Origin of the sequence: Bradyrhizobium jicamae, assembly GCF_001440395.1 — a bacterium.
In the GTDB taxonomy this organism is placed as follows: Bacteria; Pseudomonadota; Alphaproteobacteria; order Rhizobiales; family Xanthobacteraceae; genus Bradyrhizobium; species Bradyrhizobium jicamae.
Map to the genome: position 1 here is coordinate 40,740 of NZ_LLXZ01000081.1, position 17,498 is coordinate 58,237.

A 17,498-nucleotide genomic window follows, 5' to 3' on the forward strand; every position below is an offset into this window, starting at 1 on the left:
CGCGCTCAAATCAGCGGGTCGTGTTTGCGATAGATACATTCGGAAGCTGCGGTGAGGCAGCCATTATCTACGATGCTGGAATATCCCTTGGGCGGGCCTAAGTCCACGGTGGCTGATGGCTTCGGTGTGTCTAATTGCATTCAATTGTCGTCACCCACCTTGTGCGCAATTGCGCACTGGGGCGGGTGACCCAGTGTTCCAGAGACGGCAGTGATGAATCGAGACGCCTCGGCGTACTGGATACCCCGCATGCGCGGGGTACGACAGCAGTTGCTGAGTCGCGAAGGCTGCCGCCTACGGCGTCCCGATCCCCATTTCCTTCAGCGCGGCCAGCATCCGCTCCGGCGGCTGCATCTTGATGGTTAGCGCGTTGCCGGTCTCCAGCAGGCTCTTCAGGCTGGACAGGATCGCGGGCCAGCCTGTGCGGCCGCCGGACAGGATGTCGTCGCTGATGTCGCGGTCGTGCGATTGCAGCATCGTCAGCTTCACGACGTCGCCGGCCTGCTCGATCTCGTAAGTCACGAGCGTCGGCCCGAGCTTCTCCACCAGCGCCGGCCAGTTGACGTTGAAGGTGACGGTGAGCCTCTTCAGCAGTTCGCACTCGATCACTTCGCCCGAAGTATGCAGGGCGCCGTCCGGCGTGCGCATGATGAAGGCGCCGCCGACCCTGAGATCGACCTCGACCGCCTGGCCGGAGAAATACTGCCGGGAAAACTCCGCTTGCGTGAGCGCCTCCCACACCTTCTCCGGCGTTGACGCGATGTAGATCGTATAGACGATGGCGGGCTTGAAGTTCTTGACGTTCATGACACACCTTCGATGCCGAGCGCGGAAACCGGAATCTCAAGCGCAGTGCCGGATTCCAGCAGGCTCTTGAGGCTGGACATAATGGCCGGCCATCCCCTGGAGATGCCGTCCAACAGCTTGCTGCCCTCGGCAAAACCTTCATGCGTGAGCGTCAGCTTTACCAATCTGCCGTGCGGCTCGATAGTGAAGACGACCTTCGTAGCCTTCTCGTTGCGGTACGCCTCGTTGGTCACATGCTGGAAAGTGTAGGAGAGCCGCCGCGGCCGATCGGCCTCGAGAATCTCCCCGGTATCGGTCGTGGTGCCGTTCATGACCAGCGCCAGCGGCGAGCCAATTTTCCAGTTGGACTTCAGCTCGGTGCCGAACCAGTAGCGCCTGGAGAACTCGCTGGACGTCAGTGCTTCCCACAATCTCTCCGGCGTGGTCTCGATATAGGTGACGTAGACGAATTCCGGCTTACTCATCACGCTTCTCCAACTGTCGTTTCAACTCAGAGAGCGCGGCAAGTTTCCCGCGCTCGAATTTCTTGATCCACCGATCGCCGATCTGATGAATCGGAACCGGATTGAGGTAGTGCAGCTTCTCGCGGCCATGCCGGAGCGTGGTGACGAGGTTTGCCGCTTCCAGAATCCCAAGGTGCTTGGTTACGGCCTGCCGCGTCATGTCGAGGCCGTCGCAGAGCTCATTCAGCGTCTGTCCGTTGTTGGCGTGAAGCCGATCCAGCAGCGAGCGCCGCGACGCGTCGGCGAGCGCTTTGAAGACTTCATCCATGGCAGGGATAATAGGCAACCAAAAGGTTGCATGTCAAGGGCGTGTGTTGGGCGCGGCTCGAGGTTGTGTTACTTTTGCCGTCAGCCAACGCAGATTGGCCCTGAACAGTCAGGGGTGGAAGATGGGCGATCGCCTCAAACTCGCAGCCTGGTGCGCGATCTGTTTCCTCACATGCTCGGCCGCATACGCGCAGCAACAGGTGATCGGCACGCCGCCCGAAGCCTCCAACATGAAGCTGGTTGGAACCAGCGATCTGCAGGCGCGCAGCGCCTATCAGCCGACCATCCATCATCAAGGAGACCGCTGGATCGCCTATATCGGCCATCACGGCGGCAGCGACGAAATTCCGGCGCCGGTCAATCCGCAAACCGGCAAGGCGGAGCCGAACGGCACCTCGATCGTCGACGTCACCGATCCCTCACAGCCGAAATATCTGCGCCACCTTTCGGGACAGGAAGGCAAGTATGAAGCGGGCGGCGCCCAGATGGTGCGGATCTGCGACGGCAAGGCGCTGCCGAAGGGCGATCGCAACGCGGTCTATATGCTCAGGACGTTCGGCGGCGAGGCGCATGAGATCTGGAACGTCGCCGATCCCGCCAATCCCGTGCTGGTCACGCGGATCGCGGGCTTGAAGGACACGCACAAGAACTGGTGGGAATGCGACACCGGCATTGCCTTCCTGGTGTCGGGCGCGCCGGACTGGCGCACGCGCCGCATGACGCAGGTCTACGATCTCTCCGATCCCGCGCATCCGCAGAAGATCAGGGATTTCGGCCTGCCGGGCCAGGAGCCGGGCTCGACCGGCGCGGTGCCGACCGAACTGCACGGGCCGATCTCTACGGGACCTTCCGGCAATCGGGTCTATTTCGGCTACGGCACCAACAAGGGCGGCATTTTGCAGATCGTCGATCGCGAAAAACTGCTGAGCGGCCCCAAGGAGCCGACCGCGGACAATCTGCGGCTCCCGGAAATTGCACGGCTGCCGATGTCGGCATTCAACGGCGCCCACACGACCTTTCCGATGTTGGGCATGCCGATCGCGGAGTTCGCGCGCGACAAGGACGGCAAGACCCGCGACATCGTCATGATCGTCGACGAGGCGATCCTGAACGAATGCAACGAGCCGCGGCAGATGGTGTGGTTCGCCGATGTGACCGTCGAGAACCGGCCGATGATGATCTCGAGCTACACCGTGCCGGAAGCGAGCGGCACGTTCTGCGAGCGGGGAGGGCGGTTCGGCGCGCATTCCTCCAACGAGAGCATGGCGCCGGTGTTCTACAAGAAGATGGCGTTCATCGCCTTCTTCAATGCAGGTGTCCGCGCGCTCGACATCCGCGATCCCTTTCACCCCTCGGAGGTCGGCCATTTCATTCCGGCGATCACGGCGGCGACCGACAAGCGTTGCGTCAAGATCGACGACAAGAACCGCTGCAAGGTCGCGATCCAGACCAACAATGTCGAAACCGACGAGCGCGGCTACATCTACATCGTCGACCGCGCCAATACCGGCCTGCACATTCTGGAACTGACCGGCCCGGCGCGCGCCGTCGCCGGCCTGCCGTGAGGACGCCGGCGATGCGCCGCCGGCCGCTTATTGCGTTGGCCATCACGTTGCTCGGTGCGCTGTCGGGCGCTGCGGCCTATCAGCAAGCAGGGCCGCGCCAGGACGAGAAAAGTGTCTGGCGGGAAATCGCCTGGCCGTTCCCGCGCGATGGCTGGCCCGCCGGCAAGGCGTATCGCTGCGACTCCTGCGGCGGCGATGTCGCGATCTCTGTGCGGCCGAAGATCGGTTTCTGCAATTGCGACCGCGGTGTCGCCGACGACGATGAAGTCGATCGTGTCGCCGATGTTGATTTGGTCAATGAGCACTTTGTACCCCTCAGCAGCGGACAGTTGGTGCGCGTGGCAGATATGCCGGGGCGGATCAGGACGTATGAGTTGCCACCGGCCGCCAGCACGAGACACGCGGTAGGCATCGCGGTTTCACGCGGCTGCGATCTCCTCGTCGCGGTCGCACATGGCAACGGTGACGTGTCGGCGATACGGCGCGCCGCGCTGGCGTTTCTGGCGACCGATCAAATGACGCGCTGGATGGTGGCCGTGATGGAGGGGCGGTGAGGCGTGCTGCCTTAACCTCGCCCCGCTTGCGGGGAGAGGTCGGATCGCATCGAAGATGCGATCCGGGTGAGGGGGTACAGGTCTATCGATAGAGCACGACACGCGGAGAGAGCCCCTCACCCGGACCCTCTCAGAGCAAGCTTCGCTTGTCTCGGCCCCGTGAAGGAGAAGATGCACCCGCGCGTTTGGATGGCTTCCATCCGCGGCCTCCACATGCATAATGTCCTAACCGCCCTCACAGCCGGAACCCCACATGTCCCTCCAGGTCTATCTCGCCTTTGTCGCCGCCTGCATCGCGCTCGCCTTGTTGCCGGGTCCTGTCGTCACGCTGTTGATCGCGAACGGCTTGCGGCACGGGACGCGCGCGGCGATGATCAATTGCGCCGGCGTGCAAACCGCGATGGCGATCGTGATCGGCACCGTCGCGATCGGTCTGACCTCGCTGATGGCGACCATGGGCTACTGGTTCGACTGGGTGCGCTTTGCCGGCGCGGCCTACCTGATCTGGCTCGGCATCAAGCTGATCCGCGAGCCGGTCGAGGGCGTCAATGCCGACGAGCCGCCCCCGCCGCCGCGCGGCGGCTTTTTCCTGCAGGGCTTCCTGGTGCTGCTCAGTAATCCGAAGGTGCTGGTGTTCTTCGGCGCCTTCATTCCGCAGTTCATGGACATGGAGAAGCCGCATCTGCCGCAGGTGGCGCTGCTCGGCATCACCTTCATGGTGATCGCCGCCTCCACGGACGCGATCTACGCGCTGCTGGCCGGCCGCGCGCGAAAATTCTTCTCCAAGCAGCGGACGCGGCTGGTGTCGCGTGTCTCCGGCGGCTTCATGATCGGCGGCGGCATCTGGCTGGCGCTGACACGGGCGCGGTAGGCTGCGCGCGTTGAACCCGGGGCGGCGGCATCGCGTCTAATCGCCAGCCGCCTTTGGGGAAACAAGCCGTGCTGCCCGACCTGCCGTGGTTCGTCTATCTGATACTGCTTGGCCCGCTCGGGCTGCTGCTCGGCGCCGCCGTCTACAAGACGCTGGAGGTTCGCGCCGCGCGTGAATGGCCGTCCACCGCCGGCAAGGTGGTGGTCTCGGCAGCCGAACCGCGCGAGGTCAAGATCATCGACAGCGAGCGCGAAGACGGCTTCCGCATGGAGCAGCGCAACTTCGCCAACGTGATTTACGAATATTCCGTGGCCGGCAGGAAGCTGCGCAACAACCGTGTCAGCATCGGCGAGGACCGCGGCGATTTCGAGATCGCCGAGACGCTCGCGAAATATCCGGTCGGTGCCATCGTCACCGTCTATTACAACCCGCGACATCCGAACCAGGCCGTGCTGGAGCGCGATCTGCCGAAGGGCCTGTGGGGCTGCCTCGGCATCGGCACCGCCATCGTGCTGGCGATCGTGTTCGGCTCGGCGATCGGTCTGCACAAGATCACCGAGTATGTCTCGGCGCAGATTCCTGCCTCCGGCAATCCCGCAGCTGCCGTTGCCTTCGCCGCCTTCGGCACGGCGGTGGCGCTGTTCGCGCTCATGCTGCACCGGCAGGCATCGCTGGCGATGCAATGGCCTGTCGTAACAGGCACGATAAAGCTTTCCGACATCGAGCAATATCGCGCCGCGCCGACGGACGGACGCTCGCGCGGCCAGACCATGTACCAGCGCCGGGTGTCCTATACCTACAAGTACAATGATCTCATCTACACCAATACGCATGCGACGCTCGCAAGCAGCGTCGCATCCACCTCGAGCTGGCTGGTGCGCAAATCGACGACTGACTACAAGAACGGCGCCAGCGTGAAGGTATGGGTCAATCCCGGCAATCCGGCCCAGGCGACGCTCGAGCCGCGCGCCCATTTTGTGTGGGTGCTATGGCTCGCCGCTGCGGCGATCTGGGGCGTCGCGTATTATGCCGCCGTGCATGGCTGACCGGACCCGCCCCGCGCTCGGTTCGAGCGCATCAGCGACGTCGCTTCCCGTAATACGGGTTGGTTATGCATTGCGCCGAGCGGCCGGATGCGACCGCCTTGCACTGCGCCATTGACCCAAAGCGGCATGAAATGCTGCCTTGAGGCCCGTATGTCTGCAGGCAAAACGGGTAAGCCGAATCATACATCTGGGCTTGCGCCGGCTGCGTCGTCAGACCCAGTGCCAGCACCACTGAAATGGTCAATGCGCGCACCTTAACTCTCCCTTGTGTGCGTGAGAGACGCCAGCGGAGCCATCTGCGCTTGGCGAGAACTTATCGGACGAACCGCGCCAAAGCGTGATGACTTTTCTTCGAATCGTCATCCCGCTTTATCTTTTTGTTTGAGATGATCTCCGCAACGCATTCGCGTTTGTCGCGAGGGAAAACCGCTACTCACTTTCTCCGGATCATGCTCTGGCGCCTAGATTTTCGATTAGGACAACTCTGCTGTTTGATCTATATCAACCTCAGGTAGCTCATGCATGAAAATACTCGCCAGAGATCGGTAAGGCGGAGTGACCGAATACTGCACGTTGGATCAATAGCAAACGCTGCCGGTTTCCCGCTTCGATGTAAATGCGACCGCAGCTTGCCGGCACCCACCCGCCAGGCGTGCTCGTGCGCCGGCGAGACCCCGGGGCTCACCCCTCAAACGGCCAGGGCGGTCTTGCTGGCAGGTCGCATTATGTGGGCCAAAGGAGGGGCATCCCTTGGAGACGATACATCTGGACTGTCCGAGATGCGGACGGAAAATGATCCTGGTCACAACGCGCGACGGCAAGAGCCCTGCGATCACGCAGTGCCCGACATGTGATCGCCCGGACCCGCTGAAATCCGAAATCGTCGAAGGCTGGATCAGCGCGCTTCGGCCGCCAGCGTGACACGCGGGCTTAGACCTCGTCGGTAATCTCGCTCCTGCTGTCGCTGTCGGCTTGCAGAATTGTTTCCGAGAGCAGGGCGGCGGCTCTCTGGAGCGGAGCGATGAAGCGGTCAAGATCGACATAGCTTACTCTCGCGACCGGGACAGATACGCCCAGGCACGCAATCAACTCGCGATCGGGCGAGACGATGGGGACGGCGCACCCAACGACGCCCTTCACATATTCTTCGTTGGTTTTGGCCCAACCGTGACGCCGCGTCTCCTCGAGCACTTTCATCAACGCCTCGGGATCAACGATGGTGTTTTCCGTATACTTCGTCAGCGCAAGCGCGCGCACCAGCTTCTCGCGCGCCCTCTCGGGCAGGCGGCTCATGTAGATCTTGCCCGTCGAGGTGCAGTGTAGCGGAGCGGCTTCGCCCGGATTGAACTGGAGCCCCTGCGGTTGCGACACGCGCACACTGTCGACGTAAGCCACGACGTTGTCGCGTACGACTCCGATCTCGCACTGCTCGCCGATTTCGCCCGCGACCGCGCGAAGCACGGCATGCCGGCGCGCCGTGCGAAAGGCGGCGCCGATCACTTTCGCGGAAAGCGCGACGAGCTGATTGCCGACGACATATCGCTTGGTCCCGAGTGCCTTCTGAAGAAGCCCACGCGCCTCGAGGTTTCCGATCAGCCGATGCGCCGTCGGCAGGGGGAGCGAAAGCGATTGGGCGATCTCCGCCACCGAAACGGCTTTGGTTTGCTCGGCGACATGCCCGACGATGGAAAAGGCCCGGTCAAGCGGCCCATCGGCTTTCGTTCGCCCAGTCACTGTGTATCTCCGGTCGCTGACGGCTAGTAATAAATTATCATTTTTCGGAATGAAAACCACTCAAATATGGAAAATGCGTTAGACAGCGATCCGGCCGTGCCCGTATCGTTGGCGATGCCAGCGGGTGAACAGAATTTGTGCAGTGCACAGCCGTCGTCTCAGGGAATTCCCCGCCACTTTCGAAATTTCGTTCCGCTCTTGGCCTCGGCCCAGGCGTGACAGCGTGCTCAGCAGGAGAGGTTGGGATGTCTCGTCATTACGACGTGCAGGCCGTGCGGAGGGAATTTCCGGCCGCCGACAGGATGGTCTACCTCGACTCCGGGTTTCAGGCTCCGCTCGCGCGCCCGGTGAAGGCGGCCATCGAGCTTTTCCTTCGCGAAGGGCTGGAGACGGCCGGACCGAAGAGTGTCTGGCTCGATCGTGTCGAGGAGACACGCGCCAGGGGCGCCCGCTTTCTGGGCGTATCTGCGCAGGAGATCGCGTTCACCAAGAACACCTCTGAGAGCATGAACATTGCGGCCAACGCGCTGCCGCTGCGTGCCGGCGACAAGGTCCTGATGATCCATGGCGATCATCCGAACAACGCCTACGCCTTCCTCAACCTGCAAAGGAAGGGCGTCGAGGTGCGGTTCGTTCCAATGACTGACATCGTCGATGCGGCGAGCTTTCTTCCGCATATTGACGAGAAGACGCGCGCGATCTCGATGTCGCACGTGACCTTCCACGCGGGTCACCGCTTCGACATCGCAAGCATCGGCGCCCTGTGCGCGGACAAGAAGCTCTACTTTGCCGTCGATGTGATGCAGGCGATCGGCGTCGTGCCGATCGATGCCAGGGCCATGCAGGCGTCCTTTGTCGGCTCGGGGACCCACAAGGGATTGCTCGTTCCGCAAGGACTGGGACTCCTTTATTGGAACAAGGCCCTGAACGAGCTTGAGCCGACGTATCTGGCGACCGCCAGTTTGGCCGAGCCTCCTGCCGATCTCATCGCTACATCGGAAATCCTGGCGCCGGCGCCGACAGCGCGGCGCTTCGAACTCGGCAACTTCAACCTGCCGGCGATACATGCGCTCGGCGCGGCCATAGACATGATCGAGCAGATCGGCGTGCAGAACATCCAGAACCATTGCTTCGATCTCGGCGATCATCTGATCGCCCAACTGGATGAGCTCGACATTCGCCTCGTTGGTCCACGCGACCGACGGCACCGCGCGCCGCACATCTACGTCATCGGTTTGCCTGCTTCTGAATGGCTTGGCTACTTCGAGCAGAACGGCGTGCGTGTTTCTCCCGAACGTGACGGCATCCGGGTGTCGTTCGGCATGTTCAACACGATCGCCGACGTCGATCGCCTGGTCGAGCTTATCCGCAAGCGCGGCCTGAAGACGTCATCCAGAGCAGCTTAGACCTTCGATCACAGAGGAGGATGCAGCAAATGAGGAAGTTCGTACGCCTACTGGGGCTTTTGCCAGGCGTCCTGGCGATGGGCGCCATGGTCGCGCCGGCTGCCGCAGCTGATAGCCCGACGCTGACCAAGATCAAGTCCAGCGGCGCCATCACGATAGGCTACCGCGAGGCCTCCATTCCCTTTTCCTACCTCGGCGCCGATCAAAAGCCCGTCGGATTCTCGCTGGACCTTTGCGCAGCTATCGTCGAGCAAATCAAGGCGGAGCTGAAGCTGCCCAGCCTCTCCGTCAGCTATACGCCAGTGAACTCGTCCAACCGGATTCCGCTCATTCAGAACGGCACCGTCGATATCGAATGCGGAGGAACGGCCAACGACAGGAAACGGCAGGAGCAGGTCTCGTTTTCGGTCGCGACGTTCGTCAGCCAGCCTCGCTGGCTCGTCAAGGCCGATGGTGGCCTGAAGAGTGCTGCCGACCTGAAGGGCAAGACGATTGTCGTCACCCAGGGCTCCAACGCCGTCGGCTTCGCCCAGGCCGTCAACGCCAAGGAGCAGCTTGGCCTCAACATCGTGCAGGCAAAGGACCATGCGGAATCGTTCCTGATGCTGAACACCGGCCGCGCGGTGGCCTTCATGGAGGACGATATCCTTCTCGCGGGTCTCAAGGCTGCCGCACCGAATCCGAAAGCATTGGGGTTTCTTCCCGAAGGTTACGCCAAGATTTTCTACGGGTTGATGTTCACGAAGGGCGACGCCGGGTTCAAGGCACTCGTCGACGACGTTCTCTCGAAGCAGATGGCATCAGGCCAGTTCGAGAAGACGTATGCGAAGTGGTTCACCGGCCCGATTCCGCCGAAGGGCGAGAATCTCGCTTTCCCGCTGACGGATGCCCTCAAGGCCAGGATCGCGCAACCGAGCGACGCAGTCGACTAGTCCGGCGCGGCACGCGCGTCGATCCTGTACAAGGTGATCGTCGTTCGCATCTGTAACCGTGAGGCTCGCGATGTTCGGAGTTCTTTTTGAACAGACGGCGGACGGCCAGCGCTACATCGATTGGCTGTTGTCGGGTCTCGGTTGGACACTGGCGCTGGCGTTCTTCGGCTGGTGGATTGCGTTCGCAGTAGGCGTCGTCGTCGGCATCGGCCGGACCGTACGAAATCGGTTCTTCGCAGCGCTGGCCCGGATGTATGTCGAGATCTTCCGGAATATCCCGGTGCTGGTGCAGATGTTTCTCTGGTACTTCGTGCTGCCGGAGATTCTTCCTGACACGCTCGGAAACGCGATCAAGCAGATACCACCGCCCTGGGGATCGTTCTTTCCGGCGCTGCTGTGCCTGGGTCTGTACACCGCGGCCCGCATCGCAGAACAGGTTCGTGCCGGGATCGAGGCCTTGCCGAAGGGGCAGGCCGAAGCGGCCAACGCGCTCGGGCTTGGCGGATATCTGACCTATCGATACATCATCATTCCGCAAGCGCTGCGCCTCATCGTGCCGAGCCTGACCAGCGAGGTGATGGGCATCTACAAGAACACGTCGGTTGCCCTGACCATCGGCCTGATGGAGTTGACCGCTCAGGCGCGTCAAATCAGCGAAGTCACGTTTCAGACCTTCACCGCCTTCGGCGCCGCGACGCTCATCTACCTTGCGCTCGCGTTGATCGCCTATCAGTCGATGATGCTCATCGACAAGGCCGTGCACATTCCGGGCACCGCCCACGCGAGGGACATCGCCGATCAGGAACTGACGGCAGAGGTGCAGCAAGACGGCGTCGTGCCCGATGCCATGGAGGTCGTGAAATGAACAGCCTCGATTTCTCGATCATCCTGCAGGCGTGGCCCTATCTCTGGTCGGGGTTGCTGTTCTCCCTCGCGCTGACTGCGGTGGCTTCCATCATCGGCCTCATTCTCGGGACCTGCTTCGCATTGGTGCAGCATTTTGAGGTGCCGGTCGTCAGCCAGATCGTGCGCGGCTACATCGCGGTGATGCGGTCGATCCCGCTCATCCTCGTCCTGTTCTGGTTCTTCTTCCTGGTGCCGATCGTGCTTGGGCATCTCAGCGGCAACGGCCGTCCGATTCCGATCGGCGCCACCTACACGGCCTTCATCACGTTCGGCCTGTTCGAGGCGGCCTATTATTCGGAGATCATTCGCGTCGGATTGCGCGCGGTGAACAAGGGCCAGTTCGAAGCGTGCCAGGCGCTCTCGCTGTCCACCTTCGACACCTACCGGAACGTGATCCTGCCGCAGGTGTTCCGTGTGGCCAGCCCGATCATCCTGAGCCAGACCATCATCCTGTTTCAGGATACGTCGCTGGTCTACGTTCTTTCGCTCACCGACCTGCTCGGCGCGGCTTCGAAGCTCGCGCAACTCAATGGCCGCCTCGTCGAAATGTATCTCGCCGTGGCCGTGGTCTACCTCGTCATTAGTTCGGCCGCCTCCCAGTTCGTCGCGTCGCTCCGAAAGCGGTACGCGCTCGCTGGCGTGCACCGGTAATCGATCGGCTGTCCGAAGGCCAGGAGCTTTCTCTGGCCCTCACATCTGGAGGACGAACATGCTGTATGAAATCGGAGCTCCCCCGGCGGAGCGGTCTTCCCCGATCGTGGTCGTGGAAAGCCTGGTGAAACGGTTCGGCAGCTTTGCCGCCCTGAACGACATCAATCTCACGGTGGCGAAGGGAGAAAAGATCGTGCTCTGTGGGCCGTCAGGCTCCGGCAAGTCGACGCTGATCCGGTGCATCAACCATATCGAGAAGCATGATGGCGGCCGGATCGTCATCGACGGGATCGAATTGACCGACCGCATGGCCGACATCAACAGTGTGCGCTGCGAAGTCGGCATGGTGTTTCAAAGCTTCAACCTGTTTCCGCACCTCTCGGTCGTCGAGAACTGCATGCTGGCTCCGATGAAAGTCCGCGGGCTTTCACGGCCGGAAGCGCATGACCGCGCGATCGGCCTGCTGAGGAAGGTGCGCATCCACGACCAGGCGAACAAATACCCCGCGCATCTCTCGGGCGGCCAGCAGCAGCGCGTAGCCATCGCACGCGCCCTGTGCATGCAGCCGAAGATCATGCTGTTCGACGAGCCGACTTCCGCGCTCGATCCGGAGATGGTCAAGGAGGTGCTCGAAACGATGGTGGAACTCGCGCGGGAGGGAATGACCATGGTCTGCGTCACGCACGAAATGGGTTTTGCGCGCGAAGTCGCCGATCGCGTGGTCTTCATGGATCGAGGCTCGATCGTCGAAGAAGGCGATCCCGACACCTTCTTCAGCGCCCCTCGCACGGAACGAGCGAAGAGCTTTCTGAGCCAGATCGTCCACTAGATCCGTTGCTGTGCGCGCAGCATGGGCTCGATCTCGCCCAGAACCCGTGTCAGCCGGTCCGCCCATGCCTTCTCGCCGGCTTCATCCTCGATCAAATCCTGCCGGATCTCGATCCCCGTGTTCATCAGCCCGCGCGCTTCGCCGTGGACGGGGATCGTGTAATCGGTCTCGTCGCTGACCGCATAGGGCTCGTTGTCGCCGACCACGAGGTCGCCCTCGGCGCGCAATAGCTTCAACAGCAGCGGCGGCAGATGCGTGTCGCGGTGGTAGAGCGTGCCGATATGCCAGGGCCGCGCGATCCCGGCATAGACGGGCGTAAAGCTGTGCAGCGACACCAGCACCGTCGGCATGCCTTTGCTGCCGCGTTGGTCGATGATCTCGCCGATGCGGCGGTGATAGGGGTCGAAGATCTGCGCGCGCCGGATCGCGGCGGCCTCGCGCGAAAGGCCTTCGTTGCCGGGTATCGTGGTCGCCTCGCTGATGCGCGGGATCGAGCTTGCGACATGGGGCGGGCGGTTGCAGTCGATCACCAGCCGCGAGTAGCGCTGGGCGATCAGGTGCGCATCGAGGTGCTTCGATAGCCGTTCCGCGACGCCGGCGATGCCGATGTCCCAGGCGATATGGCGCGTCAGTTCGCTCTCGCTCACGCCGAGATCGCCGAGCGCGGACGGAATAAGCCTGCCGTAATGGTCACATGTGAGCAGAAACGGCGACCGGCCCGCCGCATTATGTTCATGTACCGGAGGAACATCTTCTGCGCTGAGGAGTAGGCCTGTGCCTGCAGAGTCGTTCAAATCATTTTCCTTGAGCCAGTGCCTATCGAAGCGGCAGCCCGATCTACAATTGAGCAGGATTCGGCCTAGATGAGACCTACCAGAATCGACGATTGTTTGACGATGCCGCTCCTGACGATCAATCACAAGACCGTTTATCGCTATACGCGCCCGGTCGCGTTCGGCGAACACCGCATCATGCTGCAACCCTTGCCGGGGCATGACCTGCGCATCCGCGCCAGCCAGCTCGAGATCGCGCCGAAACCGATGCAGCTCCGCTGGATCCACGACGTGTTCGGCAACAGCGTGGCGATCGCGACCTTCGATGAGCGCGCCGACACGCTGTCGTTCACCGCGACCGCCACCGTCGAGCACAGTCCCGCTGAAGAGTTCGCGCTGACGCCGGACGATCCGGCCTATTTCTATCCGTTCCTGTATGACGACGAGGAATTTCCGGACCTGTTGCAGTTCGTCACGCCGCAATATGGCGATCCCAATGGCGAGCTGTCGGCCTGGGCGCGACAATTTCTCGACGCCGAGGCGCCGACGCCGACGTTCAAGATTCTCAGCGGCATGACGCACGGCATTCGCAGGGCTTTCGCCTATCGCAAGCGCCATGAGCGGGGCACCCAGCATCCGCTCGACACGCTGCAGACCGGATCGGGCACCTGCCGCGATTATGCGCTGTTCATGATCGAGGCGCTGCGCCGGCTCGGCATCGCCGCGCGCTTCGTCTCCGGCTACATCTTCATTCCCGGCGACGGCGTGGATGGTTATGTCGGCGGCGGTTCGACCCATGCCTGGGTGCAGGTCTATCTGCCGAGCGCGGGATGGATCGAATTCGATCCGACCAACGGGATCGTCGGCACCCGCGATCTCATCCGCGTTGCGGTCGCCCGCGATCCGCGCCAGGCGATCCCGCTGCACGGGACGTATCTGGGCTCGGCGGATGCATTCGTCGGCATGGAGGTCGATATCAGCGTCGTCGCGGCCGGCGAAGAAATGGAAGCGTGGGACGGGACCCGGCAGGTGGAAGAGGTCTGATCCATGGAGATCAAGGTCGGCTTCGAGATTTCCTATGCGGCCGCGCAGCCGACGCCGATGGTGGTCATGCTCTCGATCCACCCGTCGCGCTTTGCCGATATCGTCGGCACTGAACGCATCGCCGCCGAGCCTGATGTTCCCATCAGTTTCTATCGCGACAGTTTTGGCAATGTCTGCGGCCGCCTCACAGCGCCTGCCGGTGGCGTCACGCTGCGCGGCGAGACGCTGGTGCGCGATTCCGGCCTGCCCGATGCTGTCGTGCCGACCGCGCAGCAGGTGCCGATCGATCAGTTGCCCGACGACGTGCTGCTCTACCTGATGCCGAGCCGCTATTGCGAGACCGACAAGCTGACCGATATCGCGTGGTCGCTGTTCGGCAATACGCCGCTCGGCTGGCCGCGGGTGCAGGCGATTGTCGACTTCGTGCACAATCACGTTACCTTCGGCTACGAGCATGCCCACCACATGAAGTCGGCGCATGACGTCTACGAGCAGGGCGCCGGCGTCTGCCGCGATTTCGCGCATCTGGCGCTGACCTTCTGCCGCTGCATGAACATCCCGGCCCGCTATTGCACCGGCTATCTCGGCGACATCGGCGTGCCGCGCAATCCCGCGCCAATGGATTTCTCCGGCTGGTTCCAGGTCTACCTCTCGGGACAGTGGTACACCTTCGACGCCCGCCACAACGTCCCCCGCATCGGCCGCATCCTGATGGGCACCGGCCGGGATGCCGCCGACGTCGCGCTGACCACGAGCTTCGGCCGGATGGATCTGGTGAAGTTTTTCGTCGTCAGCGACGAGGTGGTGCCGGCTTGAGGCCTGGCTGCGTCATTGCGAGCCAACGGGTTGCGCGAACGCGCGCCCGATGACAGGCTCCGCGAAGCAATCCATCCTTCTGCGCATGAGGTGGCAATGGATTGCTTCGCTTTGCCCGCAATGACATAGAAGGCCATGATTTCAGATCGTCTCTTCGTCTACGGCACGCTGATGCGCGGCTTCGACCATCCGATGGCGCAACTCCTGTCGCGCAGCGCGGATTTTCTGGGCACCGCCACCTGCCGCGGCCGGCTCTATCGCATCAAGCATTATCCGGGGCTGGTGCTGTCGGACGATCCCGCCGATGTCGTGTTCGGTGAACTGTACCGGCTGCGCGATCGCGACGCCTTGCTCGGCGAGTTCGACATGTACGAAGCCTGCGGCGAGGGCTTTCCGGAGCCGACCGAATATGTGAGGCGCATGCTGCCGCTGGCGCTGGAAGACGGCAGCGCCGGCGAGGCATGGACCTATGTCTACAACTGGCCCGTCACCGGCCTGCCGCTCATCGCCTCGGGGAAGTTTCTGGAGGAGTGAGTATTACGCCGTCAAGCCCGGCCATGACGAGATGCGATCACCCCGCATCCAGCCGCTCACGCTCCATCCTGATATCGATTTCGCGCTCGACAAATTTCCATTCCTCGCTGGCACGCAGGGTGCGCACCAGTTCCTCGAATTCTTCGGCATACGCGGGTGCGTATTCGAACCAGGTCAGGAAATCGAAGGGCTCGCCGAGATCGCGGCTGTGAAAGAGCTGGCGGGCGACCGCTGGCAGGTATTTCAGGCTGCCGGCGATGTGACGGGATTTGTCTTCGAGGATTTGCCGACGCTCCTCCTGCGTCAGCTCCCACCAGGCCGCCGATTTCTTGATCGGGATCAGCGCGGCATAGGTCGCCTCGGGGCGGCCGATCTCGGCAGGAGAGGCGTCGAGCTGTTGCTTCTCGGCACGCTCGGTGTAGCGCAGGTGGCTGCTGACGCCGGCGAGCCGCCAGGCAGTCGGCGAGGGCATGATCGGCAGCGTGATCGACAGCGCATGCACGACCGATACCGAAGGCGTCGGCACCAACGACGCTCCCTTGACGGATGCGAACCGCGTCACCCGCCACGCCCCGCTCCTGCCGCCCCGGAAGATCGTGAACATGAACGGGATGGAAGCGCGGAACGGGCAGGGATTCAAGCAGACTCAGGCCCCACATTCGCCGTCATGCCAGCGCCTGACCCGGGCATCCACGTCTTTCTTCGCTCTGGTGGGCCATGACGGCGAGGGGATCGTGCCCACTTCCGTCCTGTGAATAGCGGCGAGAAGCCTGATAAACATCGCTTTCGGGGCTCGCCTCCCTATATCCATGCTCGATTGGCAATCGTCCAGGAATCGCCGAGGTAGAATCTTAACTTATGCGCTTCACCCCCCAATTCCTCGAAGAGCTGCGCGCCCGGCTTCCGGTCTCCGAAGTCGTGGGCCGGCGCGTGAAGCTGAAGAAGGCGGGGCGGGAGTTCAAGGGGCTGTCGCCGTTCCAGCAGGAGAAGACGCCCTCGTTCACGGTCAACGATCAGAAGCAGTTTTACCACGACTTCTCGACCGGCAAGCACGGCAACATCTTCGACTTCGTCATGGAGACGGAGGGCGTTTCGTTTCCCGAGGCCGTCGAGCGGCTCGCGTCCATGGCCGGTCTACCGCTGCCGGCGGCAACGCCGGATGCCGCGCGCCACGAGCAGCGCCGCAAGACGCTGCACGACGTGATGGAACTCGCGGCCAAATTCTTCGCCGACACGCTCGCCTCCCGCAACGGCGCCAAGGCCCGCGGCTACCTCGGCGACCGCGCCATCACGCCGGCGACGCAGCTGCAGTTTCGCTTGGGCTATGCGCCGCCGGATCGGTTTGCGCTGAAGGAGCATCTGGGCGGGCAGGGCATTTCCACCGAGGACATGGTGGAAGCCGGTCTCCTGATCGGGGGCGACGACATCCCCGTTCCCTACGATCGCTTCCGCGACCGCGTGATGTTTCCGATATCCGATGCAAGGGGCCGTGTCATCGCCTTCGGCGGCCGCGCGCTGGAAAAGGACGTTCCGGCAAAATATCTGAACTCGCCCGAGACGCCGCTCTTCCACAAGGGCGACAACCTCTACAACCTCGCCACCGCGCGGCAGGCCACGCATAACGGCAGCCCCCTGATCGTGGTCGAAGGCTATGTCGACGTCATCGCCATGGTCACCGCAGGCTTCGGCGGCGCCGTCGCCCCGCTTGGCACGGCCTTGACCGAAAACCAGCTCGCGCTGCTCTGGCGGATGGCGGACGAGCCGATCCTCTGCTTCGACGGCGACCGCGCCGGGCAGAAGGCTGCCTACCGCGCCGCCGATCTCGCAATGCCCAATCTCGCGCCGGGCAAAAGCCTGCGCTTTGCGCTGTTGCCTGAAGGGCAGGATCCGGACGACCTCGCCCGCACCGGCGGCCGTGTTGCGATCGAGGAAGTGATTTCGGCGGCGCGTCCGCTCGCCGACATGATCTGGTCGCGCGAGATCGAAGGCGGGACCTTCGCGACGCCCGAACGGCGCGCAGCATTGGAAGCGCGCATCAACGAACTCAGTAACGGCATCCGCGACGAGGTCGTGCGCCGCTACTACCGCCAGGATCTCGCCGAGCGCCTGCAGCGCACCTTTGCCCCGCAGGGCGGGGGCGGTGGCTACGGAAGGAATAATTTCCGCACCGGCCGCAGCGAATCACCCCGCGCGTTTGTCCCGCGCGGCGCGGCTCCGGCCGGCCGATTCGCCCCCCGCGGCGGCCGCCCCGGGGCATCCC

The 17,498-nt window shown here is 62.8% G+C and carries 20 protein-coding genes; 13 read left to right on the forward strand and 7 right to left on the reverse strand.

Annotation, left to right across the window (positions count from 1 at the left end):
- Nucleotides 1-294: 294 nt before the first annotated feature.
- From CQ12_RS13390 to CQ12_RS13400, 3 genes are read right to left on the reverse strand one after another with little or no spacing between them, the layout of a single operon-like run.
- Nucleotides 295-807: an SRPBCC family protein gene (locus tag CQ12_RS13390; protein WP_057835777.1), complete on the reverse strand. Its 513-nt coding sequence runs from the start codon at nt 805-807 to the stop codon at nt 295-297.
- Nucleotides 804-1,271 (reverse strand): SRPBCC family protein, encoded by a 468-nt coding sequence (locus CQ12_RS13395; protein WP_057835778.1) that lies wholly within the window; start codon nt 1,269-1,271, stop codon nt 804-806. The genes CQ12_RS13390 and CQ12_RS13395 overlap by 4 nt, the downstream gene beginning before the upstream one ends.
- On the reverse strand, nt 1,264-1,578 hold the full coding sequence (locus tag CQ12_RS13400) for an ArsR/SmtB family transcription factor (RefSeq protein ID WP_057835779.1): 315 nt from the start codon (nt 1,576-1,578) through the stop codon (nt 1,264-1,266). Before CQ12_RS13400 ends, CQ12_RS13395 begins: the two co-directional genes overlap by 8 nt.
- A 121-nt stretch (nt 1,579-1,699) precedes the next feature.
- Between CQ12_RS13400 and CQ12_RS13405 the strand changes: the two genes are divergently transcribed.
- The 4 genes from CQ12_RS13405 (at nt 1,700) to CQ12_RS13420 (ending at nt 5,613) form a co-directional block, all read left to right on the forward strand.
- The gene (locus CQ12_RS13405; RefSeq protein ID WP_057835780.1) at nt 1,700-3,142 is read left to right on the forward strand and encodes an LVIVD repeat-containing protein; all 1,443 of its coding nucleotides are present in this window, start codon (nt 1,700-1,702) and stop codon (nt 3,140-3,142) included.
- Between the two features lie 11 nt (nt 3,143-3,153).
- A complete protein-coding gene (locus CQ12_RS13410) occupies nt 3,154-3,696 on the forward strand; it encodes a hypothetical protein (RefSeq protein WP_057835800.1) in 543 nt (180 codons plus the stop codon).
- A gap of 253 nt (nt 3,697-3,949) precedes the next feature.
- Nucleotides 3,950-4,567, forward strand: coding sequence for a LysE family translocator (locus CQ12_RS13415; RefSeq protein WP_057835781.1), 618 nt, complete (start codon nt 3,950-3,952; stop codon nt 4,565-4,567).
- A 68-nt stretch (nt 4,568-4,635) separates the two neighbouring features.
- A complete protein-coding gene (locus CQ12_RS13420) occupies nt 4,636-5,613 on the forward strand; it encodes a DUF3592 domain-containing protein (protein WP_057835782.1) in 978 nt (325 codons plus the stop codon).
- 31 nt (nt 5,614-5,644) lie between these two features.
- On the opposite strand, the gene CQ12_RS42175 is transcribed toward CQ12_RS13420, so the two are convergent.
- Nucleotides 5,645-5,866: a DUF3551 domain-containing protein gene (locus tag CQ12_RS42175; protein ID WP_083519265.1), complete on the reverse strand. Its 222-nt coding sequence runs from the start codon at nt 5,864-5,866 to the stop codon at nt 5,645-5,647.
- Between the two features lie 677 nt (nt 5,867-6,543).
- On the reverse strand, nt 6,544-7,347 hold the full coding sequence (locus CQ12_RS13425; RefSeq protein WP_057835783.1) for an IclR family transcriptional regulator: 804 nt from the start codon (nt 7,345-7,347) through the stop codon (nt 6,544-6,546).
- A gap of 245 nt (nt 7,348-7,592) precedes the next feature.
- On the opposite strand from CQ12_RS13425, the gene CQ12_RS13430 reads away from it, so the two are divergent.
- The 5 genes from CQ12_RS13430 (at nt 7,593) to CQ12_RS13450 (ending at nt 12,071) form a co-directional block, all read left to right on the forward strand.
- Complete coding sequence (locus tag CQ12_RS13430) at nt 7,593-8,753, forward strand: aminotransferase class V-fold PLP-dependent enzyme (RefSeq protein ID WP_057835784.1); 1,161 nt, start codon at nt 7,593-7,595, stop codon at nt 8,751-8,753.
- Between the two features lie 29 nt (nt 8,754-8,782).
- A complete protein-coding gene (locus CQ12_RS13435; RefSeq protein WP_057835785.1) occupies nt 8,783-9,685 on the forward strand; it encodes an amino acid ABC transporter substrate-binding protein in 903 nt (300 codons plus the stop codon).
- 70 nt (nt 9,686-9,755) lie between these two features.
- A complete protein-coding gene (locus CQ12_RS13440; RefSeq protein WP_057835786.1) occupies nt 9,756-10,550 on the forward strand; it encodes an amino acid ABC transporter permease in 795 nt (264 codons plus the stop codon).
- Nucleotides 10,547-11,242: an amino acid ABC transporter permease gene (locus CQ12_RS13445; RefSeq protein WP_057835787.1), complete on the forward strand. Its 696-nt coding sequence runs from the start codon at nt 10,547-10,549 to the stop codon at nt 11,240-11,242. Before CQ12_RS13440 ends, CQ12_RS13445 begins: the two co-directional genes overlap by 4 nt.
- A 58-nt stretch (nt 11,243-11,300) precedes the next feature.
- Complete coding sequence (locus CQ12_RS13450) at nt 11,301-12,071, forward strand: amino acid ABC transporter ATP-binding protein (protein ID WP_057835788.1); 771 nt, start codon at nt 11,301-11,303, stop codon at nt 12,069-12,071.
- On the opposite strand, the gene CQ12_RS13455 is transcribed toward CQ12_RS13450, so the two are convergent.
- Nucleotides 12,068-12,865 carry an N-formylglutamate amidohydrolase gene (locus tag CQ12_RS13455; RefSeq protein ID WP_057835789.1) on the reverse strand — a complete coding sequence of 266 codons (798 nt, stop codon included), beginning with the start codon at nt 12,863-12,865 and terminating at the stop codon, nt 12,068-12,070. The two genes, CQ12_RS13450 and CQ12_RS13455, sit on opposite strands and share 4 nt — an antisense overlap.
- Before the next feature lie 102 nt (nt 12,866-12,967).
- On the opposite strand from CQ12_RS13455, the gene CQ12_RS13460 reads away from it, so the two are divergent.
- The 3 genes from CQ12_RS13460 (at nt 12,968) to CQ12_RS13470 (ending at nt 15,238) form a co-directional block, all read left to right on the forward strand.
- Nucleotides 12,968-13,888, forward strand: a complete 921-nt coding sequence (locus CQ12_RS13460; protein ID WP_057835790.1) for a transglutaminase family protein — start codon at nt 12,968-12,970, stop codon at nt 13,886-13,888.
- Nucleotides 13,889-13,891: 3 nt separating this feature from the next.
- A complete protein-coding gene (locus tag CQ12_RS13465) occupies nt 13,892-14,704 on the forward strand; it encodes a transglutaminase-like domain-containing protein (protein ID WP_057835791.1) in 813 nt (270 codons plus the stop codon).
- A 135-nt stretch (nt 14,705-14,839) separates the two neighbouring features.
- The gene (locus tag CQ12_RS13470) at nt 14,840-15,238 is read left to right on the forward strand and encodes a gamma-glutamylcyclotransferase family protein (protein WP_057835792.1); all 399 of its coding nucleotides are present in this window, start codon (nt 14,840-14,842) and stop codon (nt 15,236-15,238) included.
- A gap of 37 nt (nt 15,239-15,275) precedes the next feature.
- Here CQ12_RS13470 and CQ12_RS13475 read toward each other — a convergent pair whose 3' ends face one another.
- Nucleotides 15,276-15,842: a chlorite dismutase family protein gene (locus CQ12_RS13475; protein WP_057835793.1), complete on the reverse strand. Its 567-nt coding sequence runs from the start codon at nt 15,840-15,842 to the stop codon at nt 15,276-15,278.
- Between the two features lie 254 nt (nt 15,843-16,096).
- Between CQ12_RS13475 and dnaG the strand changes: the two genes are divergently transcribed.
- On the forward strand, nt 16,097-17,498 hold a 1,402-nt coding region (gene dnaG, locus CQ12_RS13480), incomplete at its 3' end, for a DNA primase (RefSeq protein WP_057835794.1).

Coding starts and splice junctions, on each gene's coding strand:
- CQ12_RS13470 (WP_057835792.1), top strand. CDS start 14,840: ATGATTTCAGATCGTCTCTTCGTCTACGGCACGCTGATGCGCGGCTTC.
- CQ12_RS13395 (WP_057835778.1), bottom strand. CDS start 1,271: ATGAGTAAGCCGGAATTCGTCTACGTCACCTATATCGAGACCACGCCG.
- CQ12_RS13430 (WP_057835784.1), top strand. CDS start 7,593: ATGTCTCGTCATTACGACGTGCAGGCCGTGCGGAGGGAATTTCCGGCC.
- CQ12_RS13450 (WP_057835788.1), top strand. CDS start 11,301: ATGCTGTATGAAATCGGAGCTCCCCCGGCGGAGCGGTCTTCCCCGATC.
- CQ12_RS13465 (WP_057835791.1), top strand. CDS start 13,892: ATGGAGATCAAGGTCGGCTTCGAGATTTCCTATGCGGCCGCGCAGCCG.
- CQ12_RS13400 (WP_057835779.1), bottom strand. CDS start 1,578: ATGGATGAAGTCTTCAAAGCGCTCGCCGACGCGTCGCGGCGCTCGCTG.
- CQ12_RS13410 (WP_057835800.1), top strand. CDS start 3,154: ATGCGCCGCCGGCCGCTTATTGCGTTGGCCATCACGTTGCTCGGTGCG.
- CQ12_RS13445 (WP_057835787.1), top strand. CDS start 10,547: ATGAACAGCCTCGATTTCTCGATCATCCTGCAGGCGTGGCCCTATCTC.
- CQ12_RS13405 (WP_057835780.1), top strand. CDS start 1,700: ATGGGCGATCGCCTCAAACTCGCAGCCTGGTGCGCGATCTGTTTCCTC.
- CQ12_RS13440 (WP_057835786.1), top strand. CDS start 9,756: ATGTTCGGAGTTCTTTTTGAACAGACGGCGGACGGCCAGCGCTACATC.
- CQ12_RS13460 (WP_057835790.1), top strand. CDS start 12,968: ATGCCGCTCCTGACGATCAATCACAAGACCGTTTATCGCTATACGCGC.
- CQ12_RS13390 (WP_057835777.1), bottom strand. CDS start 807: ATGAACGTCAAGAACTTCAAGCCCGCCATCGTCTATACGATCTACATC.
- CQ12_RS13475 (WP_057835793.1), bottom strand. CDS start 15,842: ATGTTCACGATCTTCCGGGGCGGCAGGAGCGGGGCGTGGCGGGTGACG.
- CQ12_RS13435 (WP_057835785.1), top strand. CDS start 8,783: ATGAGGAAGTTCGTACGCCTACTGGGGCTTTTGCCAGGCGTCCTGGCG.
- CQ12_RS13415 (WP_057835781.1), top strand. CDS start 3,950: ATGTCCCTCCAGGTCTATCTCGCCTTTGTCGCCGCCTGCATCGCGCTC.